The following is a 16,132-nucleotide window of genomic DNA, read 5'->3' on the forward strand; positions in this document are numbered from 1 at the left end:
ATGGTTGCTTGTGTTAGTTCTTCTTGGCGATGGAGTAGTAGCGCACGTTGTCAAGGCAGGTCGTGCCTTCCTGGTTGATGCCCAGGATGGAGATCTCGATGGTGCCCGTGCCGTCGCCGTTGTCCTCTTTGCCGATGATCTCGCACTCCAGGTGGATCGTGTCGTCAAAGAACACCGGGTTGAAGAACTTCACATGCTTGAAGCCCGTCAGATCGCCCAGAGTCTCGGACGTGGCCGTCCAGAACTCCGTGCGCTTGAGCATGCCGCCCACCAGCGTCAGCGTGAGCGCGCCGTGAGCAACGTTCTTGCCGTACATGCCGGTCTTAGCAAACTCCTTGTCCAGGTGGACCAGGTTGTAGTCGCCCGTGATCTGCGCGAAGTTCACCACTTCAGCGTTGGTGATGGTGCGGCCACCGGGAGACTGGAACTTGTAACCAACCTCAACGTCCTCGAAGTACATCGGTGCTTGCAGCATTCTGACTCCTCCTTAATAGGTAGTGCTTCTTTGTATCGAATGCCCGCCGTCGGCGGCGGCGGGGTAATACCGTTGTTCGCGCTTATGCGCAAGGCTCATGCTCGGACAGCCCTTGCAGGCGCTGCTCGATGAGCTCTTTTCTTCTAATCTTGCCGAAATCGGTGCGGGGCATGCACTCGATGATCTCGAACGTCTTCGGGCACTTGTACCCGCTGATCTTCGTACGAAGAAACGCGCTCAAATCATCGAACGATATCGACGATGCATCCGCTCCCGCCTCAAGCTCCAGGATGGCATGCACGCGCCGACCCCACTCCTCATCGGGAATGCCGATCACCACGGCATCTTGAATGCCCGGGTAATCGAACAGGGCGTTCTCCACCTCGGCCGTGTACACGTTCTTTCCGCCGGTAACAATCATGTCTACCCGGCGGTCGGATATGTACAGATAGCCGTCAGCGTCAAGCCAGCCCATGTCCCCCACGCTGCAGTAGCCCTCATCATCGGCCGCTATGGACGGTGCTCCCACGTAATGCGTTATCAGGCCAGGAACCGGTTTGCCAAAGATCTCGCCAACCTGTCCGGCTGGCAGAACCTCGCCCTCCTCGCCCCTGATCTGGAACGCGCACCCCACGGGTCGCCCCACGCTGCCGCGATGCTCAAGCCACTCGTCGCCCCGGATGACGGCGGAACCCACCATCTCGGTTGCCGCGTACATTTCGTACACGCAATCTGCGCCCAAACGATCGATCCAGCCAAGCTTCACGCGGTCGGGGCAAGGCCCGCCGCTGTGAAACACCGCCTTCAAGGTGCTCAGGTTGCGCGTCGCGAACGACGGCTCGGCCATCATGCGCTCCATCATGGTAGGCACCAAGCCAATGCAATCGATCTGGTGCTTCTCAATCAGTTCAAGCGCACGTGCAGCGTTGAACCGCTCCATCAAATACACGGTCTGCCCGAAGAACAAGCCGATGTAGGTAGTGTTGTTGTACAGGTTGTGGAACAACGCACCCGGCACCAGCTGTCGACCCCATGCAATCTGGCCGGTCATAGCCGTCCAGCTTTCCAGGTCGGCACCGCAGTACGCGGGCTTGATCCCCTGCACCACCAGCTTCGGCTTCCCGGACGACCCGCCCGTTGCCACCGCGCGCATCGGCGTGCAGGCGAAAAAGGGCAGGTTTTCGGAACCCTCCGGGAAATCTCCGGCCATCCATTCGCGCACGTCCTCTCGCGTAGCCGCACCGTGAGATCCTTCGAAATCCCAGTCCGACACAAGAAGACGGCAGTCAATCAAACCAAGCAGATCGCGCTTTTCAGAAGCGGTTCCCTTGGGGGGCATGAACACACAGCAGGCTCCCAACTGCCAAGCCGCGATGGTGACCACCGCATGCTCGAGGCAGTTAGGCAAGGCAACAGCTACGAAGTCTCCTTCGGCTATACCCTGAGCATGTAGGTGGCTGGCCACTTTCTCCACCGCCTCGAACAACTCTTTGCGCGACATGCTGCGCTCGGATCCGTTGTTGGCGACTTCGACCAGCGCTGTCTCATCTCCCCATGCTTCAGCAAGCCTTCTAAGCTGCCGGGCAAGATCGATGGACTTCTTCGGAATGCCTTCATGCCGTGAGCTCATAAACGTCAACCCCCCTTCGAACCGTACCCTCCTGCAATGCGACTATCAGACTAGCGGTACTGCTTGAGAATTTGCGGAGCGGTGTTGAACACCATAACCTGATCGGAACCGCCCGCGATGCGGCAGCTGCGGATGTCAACGTAGTAGCGGCCCACGCGATGGTCGCCCACCACGCCGATGCCGGCCAGAATCTGCACAGCGTCGTCGACCACTTCGCACGTGGTCTTGGAGCAGTAGTACTTCGCCATGCCGGCCAGGATGCGCACGTCTTCGCCGTTGTCGGCCTTCCAGCACAGCTTGTACAGCATGTTCATCATGTTCTCGATCTTGCAGGCCATGTTCATGACCATTTCCTGCACCAGCTGGTAGCGACCGATCTGCTGACCGAACTGCTCGCGCTGGTTCGCGTACGCGCAAGCATCCTCGAACGCGTTTACAGCCGTAGCGATAACGCCGGACACGTTGGCGATGCGCTCACGCGTGAAGTTGTGCATGGTCTGCATGAAGCCGTTGTGCTCCTGACCCAAAATGGCGGAGCGAGGCAGGCGCACGTCGTTCAGGAACACTTCGCAGATGCTGGTGGGAGCATCCTCGTGACCCATCTTCGGGAGCTTGTTGATGGTCACGCCCGGAGTGTCGCGGTCGACCAGGAACATCGTAGCGCCGCGGTGCACGTTGTCAACGGTGGGGTCCTTGGCGATGACGATGATGGCCGGAGCCTCCATACCGCACGTGGTGTAGTGCTTGCCGCCGTTGATGACCGCGGTGTCGCCGTCCCACGCATAGGACGTCTGCATGCCGGCAACGTCGGAACCCGTCGAAGGCTCGGAGATGCCCAGAGCCAAGGGAGCGCCACCCTCGATGTAGGGCTTGACGTACTTTTCGATCTGCTCGGGCGTGCCGAACGCGCACACGTCGAACATCGTGGGCATGCCCATGGAGTAGAACGCGGACAGCGGGCCGCCGTAACGAGCGATGGTGAAGTTGGCCAAAGCAACCGTCATCAGGTCGACATCGGTGCCGCCAACCTCCTCGGGCAGACCGAGACCCGTAAAGCCAGCCTCAGCCATGGCCTTCCAGGCGTCCCAGGGGAACTCGGCATTGCGGTAGCACTCGCGCTCCTTCTCGGGCGGGAACTCGCGCTCGAGAAGCTCCTTGATGCTCTCAAGAAGCAGTTCCTGCTCCTCGGTCTTGGAAAAATCGATCATTGGTGGTGCCTCCTTGGGCGTGTTGTTGCTCCGTGCGGGGGCGCGGGGAGCGCACCCCCGCACGGATCGGAAACGGTATTTCTTCGAACCGGCGTGCAGCCACCGGTCGTTCTTGCTTTGCTGTTATTCAGCAGCCTTCTTCTTGGCGGCAGCGGCGGCGGCCATCATCTTTTCCATGTTGTACTGGTCTTTATTCCACTGGTCCTCTTCGGTCACGATGCCCTTTTCGCGCAGCTCGTCGATCTTGGCGTCGTCGAAGCCGTACTCCTTGAGGACTTCGCGGGTGAACTCGCCCGGATAGCCGCTGGCCTGGAACTCAGCCTCGCCCGAGGAGAAGATGGCGGGAGCCTTCACGATGCCGATGTGCTTGCCCGAGGGATAGTCGATGCCCTGGAAGAAGCCGGCGTCCCAAGCCTGCTTGTCGTCCTGCAGGTCGGCGAAGTGCTGGCACAGGTCGAACGGGATGTCGGTGGTCATGAGCTTCTCGATGGCCTCGTCGCGGGTCACGGCAGCCAGCACCTCGGTGATGATCGGGGTGATCTCGGCAGAAGCGGCAAGCGCGGTCTGGTAGTCAGGCCACTTGGCGATGTAGCCCTCGTCCATGCCGAACGCATGCACGAACTCCGGCCAGGAGTTGTGCCACTGCAGGCCCATAAGCGCGATAGCCTTCTCGTCGGAGCACATGTACGGGCGAGCCAGCGGAAGCACGGAGTTCGGATCCGTGGGATACTCGTCGCCGTAGGCAGCGGTCACGATGGGCACGCCCACGCTCCACATGCCGGCATGCATGAGCGCCACGTTGACGTCCTGGCCCTTGCCGGTGCGCTGCTGCTCCACGTATGCAGCCAGCACGGCCATCGCCAGGTAGGTGCCCGTGGGGATGTCGCCGAAGCCGAAGTACGGGATCATGGGGTTGTCGCCCTTGATGGGGCAGTCCAGGTCGTAGCCAGCGCGAGCCGCATAGGAGGCAGCGTCGAAGCCGCCGCGCGGGGCCCACTCGCCCTTGGTGCCGTAGCCCGAGGTGGAACCGCAGATGATCTTCGGGTTGATGGCGGACAGGCTCTCGTAGTCAAGACCGAGCTTCTTGGAGTCCTTCGGACGCAGGTGCGACAGGAACACGTCGCAGTCCTTCAGCATTTCCTTCAGGATGGCAAGACCCTCGGGGTTGCGGGTGTCCAGCGTGATGCAGCGCTTGCTGGCGTTGATGGAGTCCCAACCAGCCTGGTCGCCGTTGTAGATATGACGTGCAAGACCGATACCGCGGTTGCTGTCGCCAGTGGGCGGCTCAACCTTGATGACGTCGGCACCCCACTCGCCCAGGATGCGGCCGCCCATGGGAGCTGCCATGAACGCGGCGATCTCGATAACCTTCATGCCTTCCAGTAGTTTCAGAGCCATGATGCTTCCTCCTCTTTCTCAGGATGGATGTTTCGGCGATACCCCGACCGTTCGGGGTCGTCATGCACGGGGCGGTGCCCCGCAGAAACCAAAGGGTGGTGGCGCGATTCTCATATGCGATGCCGGGCCGCGCGCCCGAACCCGGCATCGCGCACGTGGTGCGGTTATGCCTTCGGCATCCACATGGCCTGGACCTTCTTGCCGGTCTTGAAGGCCATGATCATGGAGATGGCGCAGACAACGATGAAGCCGAGGATCATGATGAGGGCCGGAGTGAAGCTGCCCGTGGCGTCGTAGATGAAGCCGTACGCCGGGATGAGGATCATGGAACCGATGCCCGTGGCCATCATGACGATGCCGTAGATGGAGCCGAACTCCTTCTGGCCGAACAGCGTGCCCAGAACCAGCGGGCCGATAACGCCCAGGGTGGCGGACAGGCAGCCGTAGAAGAACAGAGAGCCGAAGAACATGTACAGGTTCGTGCGGAAGAAGATCAAGCCGACCAGCGCGATGATGCCGCAGGCGCAAGCAACCATCGTGGCCTTCAGGGGGCCCAGCTTGTCGGAGATCGTACCGAACACGATAGCGGCGATAGCCGTGCCAATCATGTACGCCGTCATGGCGAAGCCGCTGGTCACGGTGTCGAAGCCGGCCTCAATGGCAAGCGTGGGAACAATGGAGGCGAACGCCAGCGTGCCGGTGAGCAGCACCATGAAGATGAAGAAGAACCAGAACGTCGGGGTCTTCAGAGCTTGCTTGGAGGTCAAACCGGGCAGGTTCTTGGCAGCGGCGGCAGCGGCGGCCGGGTCGGCAGCCTGAGCCTTCGCATCCTCTTCGGTAGCGCCCAAGGGCAGCGTGTTCTTCTGCTCGGGAGTGCGGAACAAGAACAGCGCAGCCGGGATGACGACCACGAGAGCGAGCACGCCCAGCACGATGTAGCCCATGCGCCAACCGGACGAAGCGATGATGGAGGAAACGACCGGCGAGAGGACGGCGGAGCAGATGGCGACGAAGCTCATCATGATGCCCATGGCCAGGCCGTTCTTATCCTTGAACCAGCGGTTGATCATCATGGGACCCACCAGCTGGGTCACGAACACCGAGCCGAACGCCATGAGCGCAGCCAGTGCGTAGAAGCCCCACACGGCGTCGACCAGGGACAACGCCCCGAAGGCGCCCGCCTGGACGATAACGCCCACGATGGTGACAATGCGAATATCGAACTTGTCCAGCAAACGACCCGCAAACGGGCTCCAGAACATGGTGACGAGAGCGGAAATGGACGACATCATCGCCACTTCACCCACGCCGATATGCATATCAGCGCTGATGGGCTGGAAGAACAGACCCATGCCGCTGTTGATGCCGCCACGGCACAGACCCATCATCAGCAAAACGCCGACGAGGACGAACCATGCGAAGTGAATCCCCTTTTTCTTGGCTGTATCAGTAGCCATTGATTACCTCCTGTTGCGCGGACGCGTCCCCCTCCGGGTTCGTGTCCAACATTGCTTCCAACGTTGTAGTACGTTTTCCACTCTGCGAATAAAGCTGCACGTCGCCGCGAATCCTGCAAGATCGCTCGACGCAAAGTTTGATTCGCAGACGGCACCGTGACATGCCCCATGCACGGTGGCCGGCCTTCCAGGAGCGTATGGCTGAAGTCCCTAACCTATGAGTAGGATGGTCAAAACACGCGAAGTGACCTGCCAGTCGCCGAAATCGGCGGCATCTGAACAAGTTTCGTCTATACTTTGCGGTATCGATTCCTATGGCTTGGATCGGTCAGGGGGTAGGCCGGTTCGTCTCCGGGAAGGTGTGGCGCTGCTACGCCATACCTTCAACCCCTTTCTCTAGGCAGTCCGAATACAACATGGCCCGGCTCCCGAAGAAGGGCGCACGTGACCAAGGCATGCCTCGTCAAGCTATGAAAATGAAGAGTTTGGTCGCAGATGCTTCGCCGTAGTTAGCAGACGAGCAAGAAACGCGACGCGTTTGAAGTTGATTTGAAAACAGAGCGGTTTCTTTCGGAAGCGTGAAACGCGAGAAGAACGCTTTGAACTGGCGAGGGCAAATCCTGCGGTTCCAGGCCCACTTGCTCATAAGCATGCCCATCTTGGCTTGCCGTAAGCGATGGTTACGCTTGATATGCGACTTGACATCAAGAACGAACATATCAGTCCCCTAGAACGTTGCCCAGAGTCGAGGCCCGTTGCCTCGATCGATGGGTCATATAGTATCTACCGCTTCGTAATACGTCAACATGTAATTTTATGTTCTTAAAAATATGTAGTAACTAAAGTATTACTGAAACGAGGTTCTGTCAAAACAAACGAGTTTTGCTGATCCTCGAATCAGGATAAATACAGCAAGCAGCGCTCTGACCAGGCATGATGAAAAACGCCCCTTGGCAACCTGCCTGCGAGAGACGAAAAATCGCCGCAAAACTCGTCCGTTTTGGCAGGATCGAAAAACCCTGCGGCCAGATCGCCTCCGGTATGCGACCGGCAAGACCGGCAAGGCCGACGAGGCTGGCCGGGCTGCCGCTTCAGACGGGCGCGTTGCTTGCGGAGCGAACGCTGCCGCTCTACGGCGGGAACGCCGAGGCAGTTGCAGACATAGACTGAAGCATGCGCGGTCAAGTTCGCCTCTTTAACCGGTCCCGCCCCTGCGTTTGGGGAGGCTCCGCGCACAGGCGGCGAAGCCTCCTTCGATACATAGAAAAGCCTACAGCATCAAATCGCCGACGGCTTTCACGCGGATGCACAGCGCATCGCCCAGGTACGCCATGGGGATGTCCTCCACGTCGACCACTTCCACGGTGTCGGGATTGGCGCCCGCTTCGATAGCCTCGTCGCATGCGCGCTGCTTCGACTCGGCAAGCGCTTGGTCGCGCGGCGTCTCGGACAGCGAGAACACCTTGGCTATCTGGCCGGACACCTGCGCAATGGCCGAGCCCACGGCATTCGCCACGCCGAAGTTCTGCGGACGCAGCACCTGACCCGCGCCCTCAAGCTCCTCAGGCGAAAGAATGGAGCCGCCGCCTACCAGGATGACGGTCACGTCGCCGGCCGAGGTCTTCATGGCATCCACGGCGTCTTCGATGATGCGCTTGATCTCGGCGTACGCCGCATCCACCAGCGCAGCGTCCAGGTGCGCCACCTTCGCAGGGTCGCCCACGCCATCGGCCAGCCCCTTGGCCACCACGATGTCGGTAGCGGTCAGCGTCTGACCGCCGAAGCACAGCGCCTCGCGCGTCACCTTGTAGCCCACGCTGTCGGGGCCCACGGTCACGCGACCGTCGTCCGCCTGTCGCACCAGCGAGCCGCCGCCCAGACCCACGGACACCAAGTCGGGCATGCGGAAGTTCGTGCGCACGTCGCCGATCTCCACAGCCACCATGCTCTCGCGCGGGAAGCCGTGCGCCAGCACGCCCACATCGGTGGTGGTGCCGCCAATGTCCACCACCACAGCATCCTTCTCCTGCGTCAGGAAGGACGCGCCGCGGATGGAGTTCGTGGGACCGCAGGCGATGGTGAAGATGGGATAGCGCTTGGCGTAGTCCACCGACATGAGCGTGCCGTCGTTCTGCCCCAGGTACACCGCCACGTCGGCCAAGCCCTCGGAAGCCAGCGCGGCCTCGAAGCTATCGGCCGTCGTGCGCGCCACGTCGTAGAGCGCGGCGTTCAAGATGGATGCGTTCTCGCGCTCCAAGAAGCCGAGCGACCCGATTTCGGAAGACAGCGTAACAGGGAAGTCCTCGCCCAGCTCTTCGCGCAGCACCGCTGCAGCGCGCTTCTCATGCGCGTCGGAAACGGGAGAGAACACGCTGGTCACGGCAACGGACTCGAAGCCCTCTTCGCGAACGACGCGCGCGACCTCGCGAATCTCGTCCTCGCTGAGGGGGCTGATCTCGCGGCCGTCGAACTCGTTTCCGCCATGCACCAAGAAATCGCGTACGCGCATGGCGCTCTTCAGCTCGTCGGGCCAGTCGGCCATGCAGCTGATGGCCGTGGTGGCCGGCGCGCCCACGCGCAAAGCCGCCACCTTGTTGAGGCGCTTGCGCTCCACGATGGCGTTCGTGCAATGCGTGGTGCCCAGCATGGCGAAGCCGATGTTCTGGGCGGCCTCCAGGCCGATCTGCGAGATCACTTCGTGCATGGCCGCAACGATGCCGCTCATGACGTCTTCAGTGGTGGGGCTTTTGGTGGCGGCGACCAGCTTCAGGTCGCCGTCGATGATGACCGCGTCGGTATTCGTACCGCCAACGTCGATGCCCAAGCGCCACGTGCGCAACTGATGTGCCATTATGCCTGCACCTCCTGGGTTTTCGTCGCCTGAGCCGCGGCCACGCGCTCCTCAAGCGGCACGTAGTCGATGTCGTAGCCGAACGCGCGCGGGCCAACCACGGCCAAGCCCTCGGGCGTGCGCCATTGCGGAGCGCACGGCATGCCCACCACGACCACGCGAGCGCCGTACTTGAGGCCCTCCGTGGTGACGGGCGCGCCGGACTCCATGTCCAGCGACATGATGAGGTCGGGCGACGTGGTGACCGGCTGGCCGTCGCGCAACGCGATGAGGTTCTCGTTCTGGAACTCGATGATCAGCTGGCTACCCTTGTCCTCGTCCAGGCCGTCCACGATGGCGCGCCCGCGCACGAACATGCCGTCGGTCTTGCGCTCCACGTCCACCACTTTGCCGCGGAACAGGCGGAAGCCCTTGGTCACGCGCAGCACGGCGTCGATGGGATCGGCGTGCTGGTCGCGCGCCTCGCGCATGGTGCGGCCGATTTCCTCGCACAGCGTGGGGGTGTCGGGAATGCAGAAGTCCTTGAGCTGCTTGCCCGTGCACGGGTACGAGGCCAAGATGGTGTAGCCGCCCATGACCGACGTGGCCTGGCGCGCGATGCGCTCGAGCCAGCGATCGTCGATGCCGCGCACCGTGACGGTGTTGCCCTTCTCGTCGGCGAGCACCGCCGGCTGGCCCTTCACGCCGTTGATGCCCAGCGTGGTCATTTGCAGTTCGGGGAACGCGCGGCCCATGAGGTCGCAGTCCACCACGGGAATCTGGCGCGTCGCGCCCAGGATGAACGGGATGGTCGAGTTCACGCCGCCCGCTTCGACGGCGTAGATGGCATACGGTTCCTGACCCAGTTCCTTCACCAGTTCGTCGTACGTGGCCATCGGCTCGGCGCCGCTGCAGATCTTCTCCACCATGATAGTGGGCGCGCCCATCATCTGGGACACGCACACCACGGCATCGTCAGGAACCTCGTCAGGCGAGATAAGCTCGACTTCGCCGTATTTCTTGATGGCCTCGATGGCCATCAGCTTGCCAACATAGGGGTCGCCGCCCCCGCCAGCGCCAAGGACGGTTGCGCCAAGCGCCATGTCCTCGATCTCTTTGATGCCGATTTTTCTCCTCATGGTGCATGAGCCCTTTCTTCGCGCGCCATCGACACAGCAAATCTGTCATTCGAATTGTAATAGAGCAGGCCGACAACAAAGGCGCCGAACCTGCAAAGTGCTCAAACAAGCCGCGTTTCTGCGCCTTGCGCGGGCGCGCGGGCAGGCGGCAGACGTCGATGCTCGCCAGATTCGCCGGCTTGATCTGCGCCTTGCGCGGGCGCGCGGGCAGGCGGGGTGACGACGCGGCGCGGGCGCCCCTCCCGCCCCCGCCATCCGGCAAGGCTGCATCGCATCGATTTTTGCTTCCGTTTTCGATCGGCTCCTTGCAAGTTGCCCGCATTGCTTCCATACTTGCTGCATGTGATTTCGAGCGCACCGTTCTTGCCGCAGCCCGCAAGCGCGATACCGCCAGATCAAAGGGAATCGAAGGCTTATCGGCTGCCGTACGGCATCGTGTTCACACGCCAACAACCAGACCTAGCAGGGACCGGCGACAACCGCGCCGGACGGCGACCGCAGGAAACAATACCGATTGGCGCGCAACCAGCGCCAATCGGTATACACCACAGTTTGCAAAACCGAACGAACAAGGAGCCACCATGATCCTGAAGCACCTGATCGAACTGTACGATCTTTTGGACTCGCCCGCCGCAAGCGGGCAGGTCGCCGTGGACTACCTGCGCGGCATCGATCCCGCTTGCGATGCGGAAACCTACGTGCTGGAAGGCCCCAAGGGCGCTACCGACATGGTGCGCGTGCGCATCCCGGGTTCCCGCGGCCGAACGGCTGGCGGCGACGCCCCCACCATCGGGCTGCTGGGGCGTCTGGGCGGGCTGGGCGCGCGCCCCGAACGCATCGGCTTCGTCTCGGACGGCGACGGCGCATTGACGGCGCTGGCCTGCGCGGCGAAGCTGCTGTCCATGCATGCGCGCGGCGACGTGCTGCCCGGCGACGTGTTCATCTCCACCCACGTATGCCCGCATGCTCCCACGTTCCCGCACGAACCCGTGGCGTTTATGGGCTCGCCCGTGGCAACCGCCGACGTCAACCGTGAAGAAGTGGGCGGCGCCGACGCGCTCGACGCCGTGCTGGTGGTGGACACCACGAAGGGCAACCGCATCATGAACGAACGCGGCTTCATGATCTCCCCCACCGTCAAGCAAGGCTGCATCCTTCGCGTGAGCGAAGACCTGGTGTCGCTTGTTGAGATAGCAACCGGCCGTCGCGCGCGCACGTTCCCGCTGACCATGGCGGACATCACGCCGTACGGAAACGGCCTGTACCACCTGAACTCCATCCTTCAACCTTGCACGGCAACCGACGCGCCCGTGGTAGGCGTGGCCATCACCACCGAAACGGCGGTACCCGGTTGTGCGACCGGGGCCACGCACCTGACCGACCTGGACGAAGCGGGCTCGTTCATGATCGAAGCGGCCAAGGCCTTCGGCGCGGGCAAGTGCTCTTTCTACGACGCCGACGAGTACGCCCGATTCGTAGAGCGTTACGGGTCGATGGCGCACCTGCAAGGCATGGGCTCTCTGCCCGCCGTGGATCCACAGGCCTAAACTCGCTGCAGCTGAAACGGATGCCCGCGAACGACGATGCTTCGAGCAAAGTCGCTTCGCGGGCATCGCCGCTTGCAAGCATCTTCGCCCGAAACGTACGCTTTTCCGCCTGAAAACGTACGTTTCGGGCGAAGATGCGAACGAACAGAGACGCATCAACTCGAAAGGCTGCTTATGAACCTGCAAGAACGCGCGCAAACGATACTTTCAACGAACCTTGCGCTAGGCGAGGACGAAACGCTGCTGGTGGCAACCGACGACCCCACGCGCGAGGTGGGACAGCTGTTCTACGACGCCGCCCGCGCCCTCGGCCGCCGCGCGCTGCTCATGGTCATGCCCGAAGGACGCGTGACCGGTGAAGAGCCGCCCGCTGCCGTAGCCGCGGCAATGAAAGCGGCGGACGTGGCGCTGTGCCCCACCGCGAAGTCGATCACCCATACCACCGCGCGCATCGAAGCCGCCGCCGCGGGAACGCGTGTGGTGACCATGCCCGGCGTCACCTTGGACATGCTGCGCGACGGAGCCGCATGCGCCGACTACGCCGAAGTGGAACGGCGGACGATGGCGCTGACCGAACGGTTGACCTACGCGAAAACGGCGCGCATCGAGAAGGACGGGCACGTTCTGACCATGGACCTGACCGGGCGCGACGGCGTAGCCAGCCCGGGCGTGTACCGCGCGCCGGGCGCAAGCGGCAATTTCCCGTCCGGCGAGGCGTACATCGCACCGCTCGAAGGCGGCGCGAACGGCAGCGTGGTGATCGACGGGTCGATGGTGGGCATCGGCACGCTGGCCGAGCCGCTGGTGGCGACCCTGGAGAACGGACGGCTGGTGCAGGCGGAAGGCGGCGACGCGAACGGCGCCTACGCCGAGCAACTGAGCATCCTGTTCGCGCGCCCGGAGAACGGAACCATCGCCGAACTGGGCATTGGCACGAACGAGCGCGCCAAACTTTGCGGCATCATTTTGGAGGACGAAAAGCTGTACGGCACCGTGCACGTCGCATTCGGCACGAACGCATCGTTCGGCGGCGTGACCAAGGCCGACTGCCATTACGACGGCATCGTGCTGCGCCCGACCCTCTACCTGGATGACGAGTGCGTCATACGCGACGGCGAATTCTGCGAAATCATCTGATTCTTGCGATGCCGACTCAGCCAACTTTCGGGGACAATGCCGCAAACCGGAGACCCATCTGGCGAAAGGAATTGCACATGCTCGTTGAGTTCAAGGGGATGATCCCCGACGTAAGCCAAGCCGCCTACATCGCGCCGAACGCCGCGATCTGCGGAGACGTGACGCTCGGCGAAGGAAGCTCGGTGTGGTTCGGCGCGGCGATTCGCGGCGAGGCTGCCCCTATCCGCATCGGGAAGAACAGCAACGTGCAGGACAACGCCACGCTGCACAGCGACCACGGCTGCCCCATCGTGCTGGGAGAACGCGTTTCAGTGGGACACAATGCCGTGGTTCACGGCGCCGTCATCGAAAACGACGTGACCGTGGGCATGCACGCAACGGTGCTGAACGGCGCCGTTATCGGGGCAGGATCGATGATTGCTGCGGGCGCGCTTGTGAAAGAACGCCAGGTTATCCCGCCGTGCTCTTTGGTAGTGGGCGTTCCCGGCAAAGTGGTGCGCACGCTCGATGCCGAAGCGGTGGCGCGCAACGTAGCCCACTCGCAAGAGGCGTACATCGCAGATGCACAGGAATACGCGCGCTCGCGCATGGTGGAATAAACCGCCGCGGTCCCGTTCGGCGACGCGCAGCCGAATGGGACAAGGGACGAGGGGGGCGAGAGCGGAAGGCCGGCCCTCCGCTCTCGCCCCCCCTCAGTATTTCAACCGACCGCAGCGCCGTGCGGCAGCGCTAGTTCAACCAGTGAACGCGAGACTCCTCGTACCGGTCGGCCCCCTTCGCTGCGGGCGGTGCCGCGGGACGCCCCAGCGCAACAAGGGCAAACGGCTGAATGCCCTCCGGTGCGCCCACGATATCCGCAACGGCCTTCATGGGCTCCTCATCAGGCGCAATACCCATCCATACCGCTCCTAGATCCATGTCAGCCACAGCAAGCAGCAAATTCTCAACCGCAGCGCCCATGTCCTGCACGGCCAGGCTGGGGAAGCGCAAGCCTTCGGTGCGCATGCAGGCGACAATGACGCACGGCGCCGCATCGGCCGGCTTTGCATACTTCGTGACCTGCGACAACCGAGAACGCCGTTCGGCGTCTCTCACCACGAAGAACTCCCAAGGCTGCTGGTTTCCGCCCGAGGGAGCGGCCATGGCAGCACGCAGAGCCGCGCGCACCTGATCGTCGGTCACCGCTTCATCCGCAAATGCGCGAACGCTCGCTCGCTTGTAAATCGCTTCGACCATAAGAGCCTCCCTTTCCAGGAATCGCTGATCGCTTCTGCTTCATACCCGCAGTATACTTACTCGCAGCGTTTTGGAGAACACGCGCTTCACATGAACAGGGGGCACCATGGCCTATCCAATGACCCGTCGATCGTTCTGCGCTCTATCCGCCGTCGCCTTTGCAACGCTGGGGATTCCCGGACACGCGCTTGCCGAAGAAGCCGAAGCGGCGCCCGGCCCCATCGTCATCGTGCACACGAACGACGTGCATTGCGCCGTGGACGAGAATCTGGGCTACGCGAAACTGGCCGATTACGTGGAGCATGCGCGCTCGATCTACGGAAGCGGCAACGTCACGCTGGTGGATGCGGGCGACGCCGTGCAGGGCAAGGCCATGGGCACGCTCTCGAAAGGCGAGTACCTGATCGACATCATGAAACAATGCCGCTACGACCTGGCAATTCCTGGAAATCACGAATTCGATTACGGCATGGACCAGTTCAACGTGCTGGTTTCCCGGGCAAAGGACGCATCGAACCCGCAGGCCGGGCCGATCCAGTACCTATCCTGCAACTTCACCGACCTGCGCACCGGCAACCTCATGTTCGACCCGTACGCCATGCGCACGTACGAAACGTCCGCCGGGCAGAAGCGCGTGGCGTTCGTGGGCATCTGCACGCCCGAATCGCTGACGAAATCTTCTCCAGCACATTTCCAGAACCAAAGCGGCGCGTACATCTACGGGTTTTGCGAAGACGACTCGGGTTCCAAGCTGTACGCAGCCGTGCAGGACGCCGTCGACAAAGCACGAGACGAGGGCGCAGACTACGTGGTTGCCATAGGACACCTGGGGCGCTCCGGCGTAACCTCGCGCTGGAGCAGTAGCAGCGTGGTAGCGAACACCTCCGGCATCGACGTGGTGATCGACGGGCACTCTCACGAGGAGTACGTGGACACGCTGAGCAACAAGGACGGCGTTCCGGTGCTGGTCACGCAAACGGGAACCCAGCTTGAAAGCATCGGGCGGATCATCATCGATCCCGCCGCCAACAGGATTGCAGCAAGCGCAGGCGCCTGCGAAGGCGAGCTGGTAACGACATGGGACGGCATCGATACGGCGACGGCGACGGTCGTCAACAACAAGAAAGCCCAGATCGAGGCGATAACTGGGCAGAAGGTGGGCTATTCGGACGTACGGCTTATCGCAACCGAAAGCGACAACTACACCTGGGCCGTTCGTCAGCGCGAGACGAACCTGGGCGATTTCGTGGCAGACGCATACCTGGCCCTTGCCTGGCACGGCGGCATAATGGCCGAGGTCGCGCTCATCAACGGCGGCGGCATCCGCGCGAACATCGAACCGGGAACGATCACGTATGGAAACGTTATCGACGTGCAGCCCTACAGCAACCAGCTCTGCTACATAGAAACAAAGGGGCAAAACATTCTGGACGCGCTCGAAATGGGTGCGAGCAAGCTGCCCGAAGGAAACGGCGGATTCATGCAGACGTCTGGCGTAACCTACACCGTGCGCACCGACGTTCCCTCGTCCATCGAGATCGACGACAAGGGGAGCTTCGTGCGCGTGGCCGGAGAATACCGCGTGCGAGACGTGCGGGTGGACGGACGACCGCTCGATGCGGAAAGAACGTACAAGATGGTATCGCACACCTACATGATCATGGAGGGCGGCGACGGCATGACCATGTTCAAGGCAGACGATCCCGTGCTGCTTGACGTGGACAACGCCGCGTTGATCGAGTACCTGAAGTACGACTTGAAAGGCGTCATCGGCAGCGAGTACGCCCACGAGGGCGGGCAAGGCCGCATCGCGATCAAAAACGGCCCCGATCCCGTGCCCAAACCAGAACCAGAACCCGAGCCCCAGCCCGAACCGGCGCCGGCCCCGACGGTCAAACCCGACCCCAAGCCGCTTGCACGCACTGGCGATTCCACCGAAGCCGTGGTCATTGTAGCAGCTGCAACGGCCGTTGCAGCAGGCGCCGTCGCCGTGAGCGCGCGAAGCAGGCAGTGAGGCAGATGAGACGAAGGGACGGGGTCAATGACTCATTTTCTGGCCTGCGGCCGAAAATGAG

General features: G+C 62.2%; 13 protein-coding genes. 4 read left to right on the forward strand and 9 right to left on the reverse strand.

The window, feature by feature from the left end:
• Positions 1 to 13: 13 nt before the first annotated feature.
• The 8 genes from DMP08_RS07525 to DMP08_RS07565 all read right to left on the reverse strand — a co-directional run bounded on the left by DMP08_RS07525 (position 14) and on the right by DMP08_RS07565 (position 10,137).
• Complete coding sequence (locus tag DMP08_RS07525; RefSeq protein WP_123192318.1) at positions 14 to 475, reverse strand: MaoC/PaaZ C-terminal domain-containing protein; 462 nt, start codon at positions 473 to 475, stop codon at positions 14 to 16.
• Between the two features lie 82 nt (positions 476 to 557).
• Entirely contained in the window at positions 558 to 2,105 is a 1,548-nt protein-coding gene (locus DMP08_RS07530; RefSeq protein ID WP_123192319.1) for a class I adenylate-forming enzyme family protein, read from the reverse strand.
• Positions 2,106 to 2,155: 50 nt separating this feature from the next.
• Entirely contained in the window at positions 2,156 to 3,313 is a 1,158-nt protein-coding gene (locus DMP08_RS07535; protein WP_123192320.1) for an acyl-CoA dehydrogenase family protein, read from the reverse strand.
• Positions 3,314 to 3,436: 123 nt separating this feature from the next.
• On the reverse strand, positions 3,437 to 4,711 hold the full coding sequence (locus DMP08_RS07540) for a CaiB/BaiF CoA transferase family protein (RefSeq protein ID WP_123192321.1): 1,275 nt from the start codon (positions 4,709 to 4,711) through the stop codon (positions 3,437 to 3,439).
• Positions 4,712 to 4,875: 164 nt separating this feature from the next.
• Entirely contained in the window at positions 4,876 to 6,168 is a 1,293-nt protein-coding gene (locus DMP08_RS07545; protein WP_123192322.1) for an MFS transporter, read from the reverse strand.
• Between the two features lie 463 nt (positions 6,169 to 6,631).
• Entirely contained in the window at positions 6,632 to 6,886 is a 255-nt protein-coding gene (locus tag DMP08_RS12505) for a hypothetical protein (protein WP_244596870.1), read from the reverse strand.
• Between the two features lie 552 nt (positions 6,887 to 7,438).
• Positions 7,439 to 9,019 (reverse strand): hydantoinase/oxoprolinase N-terminal domain-containing protein, encoded by a 1,581-nt coding sequence (locus DMP08_RS07560; RefSeq protein WP_123192324.1) that lies wholly within the window; start codon positions 9,017 to 9,019, stop codon positions 7,439 to 7,441.
• Complete coding sequence (locus DMP08_RS07565) at positions 9,019 to 10,137, reverse strand: DUF917 domain-containing protein (protein ID WP_123192325.1); 1,119 nt, start codon at positions 10,135 to 10,137, stop codon at positions 9,019 to 9,021. The genes DMP08_RS07560 and DMP08_RS07565 overlap by 1 nt, the downstream gene beginning before the upstream one ends.
• 581 nt (positions 10,138 to 10,718) lie before the next feature.
• Between DMP08_RS07565 and DMP08_RS07570 the strand changes: the two genes are divergently transcribed.
• The 3 genes from DMP08_RS07570 (at position 10,719) to DMP08_RS07580 (ending at position 13,420) form a co-directional block, all read left to right on the forward strand.
• Positions 10,719 to 11,684, forward strand: a complete 966-nt coding sequence (locus tag DMP08_RS07570; protein ID WP_123192326.1) for a DUF1177 domain-containing protein — start codon at positions 10,719 to 10,721, stop codon at positions 11,682 to 11,684.
• 174 nt (positions 11,685 to 11,858) lie between these two features.
• Complete coding sequence (locus DMP08_RS07575; RefSeq protein ID WP_123192360.1) at positions 11,859 to 12,821, forward strand: aminopeptidase; 963 nt, start codon at positions 11,859 to 11,861, stop codon at positions 12,819 to 12,821.
• Positions 12,822 to 12,898: 77 nt separating this feature from the next.
• On the forward strand, positions 12,899 to 13,420 hold the full coding sequence (locus tag DMP08_RS07580) for a gamma carbonic anhydrase family protein (RefSeq protein WP_123192327.1): 522 nt from the start codon (positions 12,899 to 12,901) through the stop codon (positions 13,418 to 13,420).
• Positions 13,421 to 13,550: 130 nt separating this feature from the next.
• Here the strand turns inward: DMP08_RS07580 and DMP08_RS07585 are convergent, their stop codons facing one another.
• Positions 13,551 to 14,057, reverse strand: a complete 507-nt coding sequence (locus tag DMP08_RS07585; protein WP_123192328.1) for a nitroreductase family protein — start codon at positions 14,055 to 14,057, stop codon at positions 13,551 to 13,553.
• A 106-nt stretch (positions 14,058 to 14,163) separates the two neighbouring features.
• Between DMP08_RS07585 and DMP08_RS07590 the strand changes: the two genes are divergently transcribed.
• Complete coding sequence (locus tag DMP08_RS07590) at positions 14,164 to 16,071, forward strand: bifunctional metallophosphatase/5'-nucleotidase (protein WP_123192329.1); 1,908 nt, start codon at positions 14,164 to 14,166, stop codon at positions 16,069 to 16,071.
• Positions 16,072 to 16,132: the final 61 nt, after the last annotated feature.

The organism is Paraeggerthella hongkongensis, assembly GCF_003726035.1.
Classification (GTDB): Bacteria; Actinomycetota; Coriobacteriia; order Coriobacteriales; family Eggerthellaceae; genus Paraeggerthella; species Paraeggerthella hongkongensis.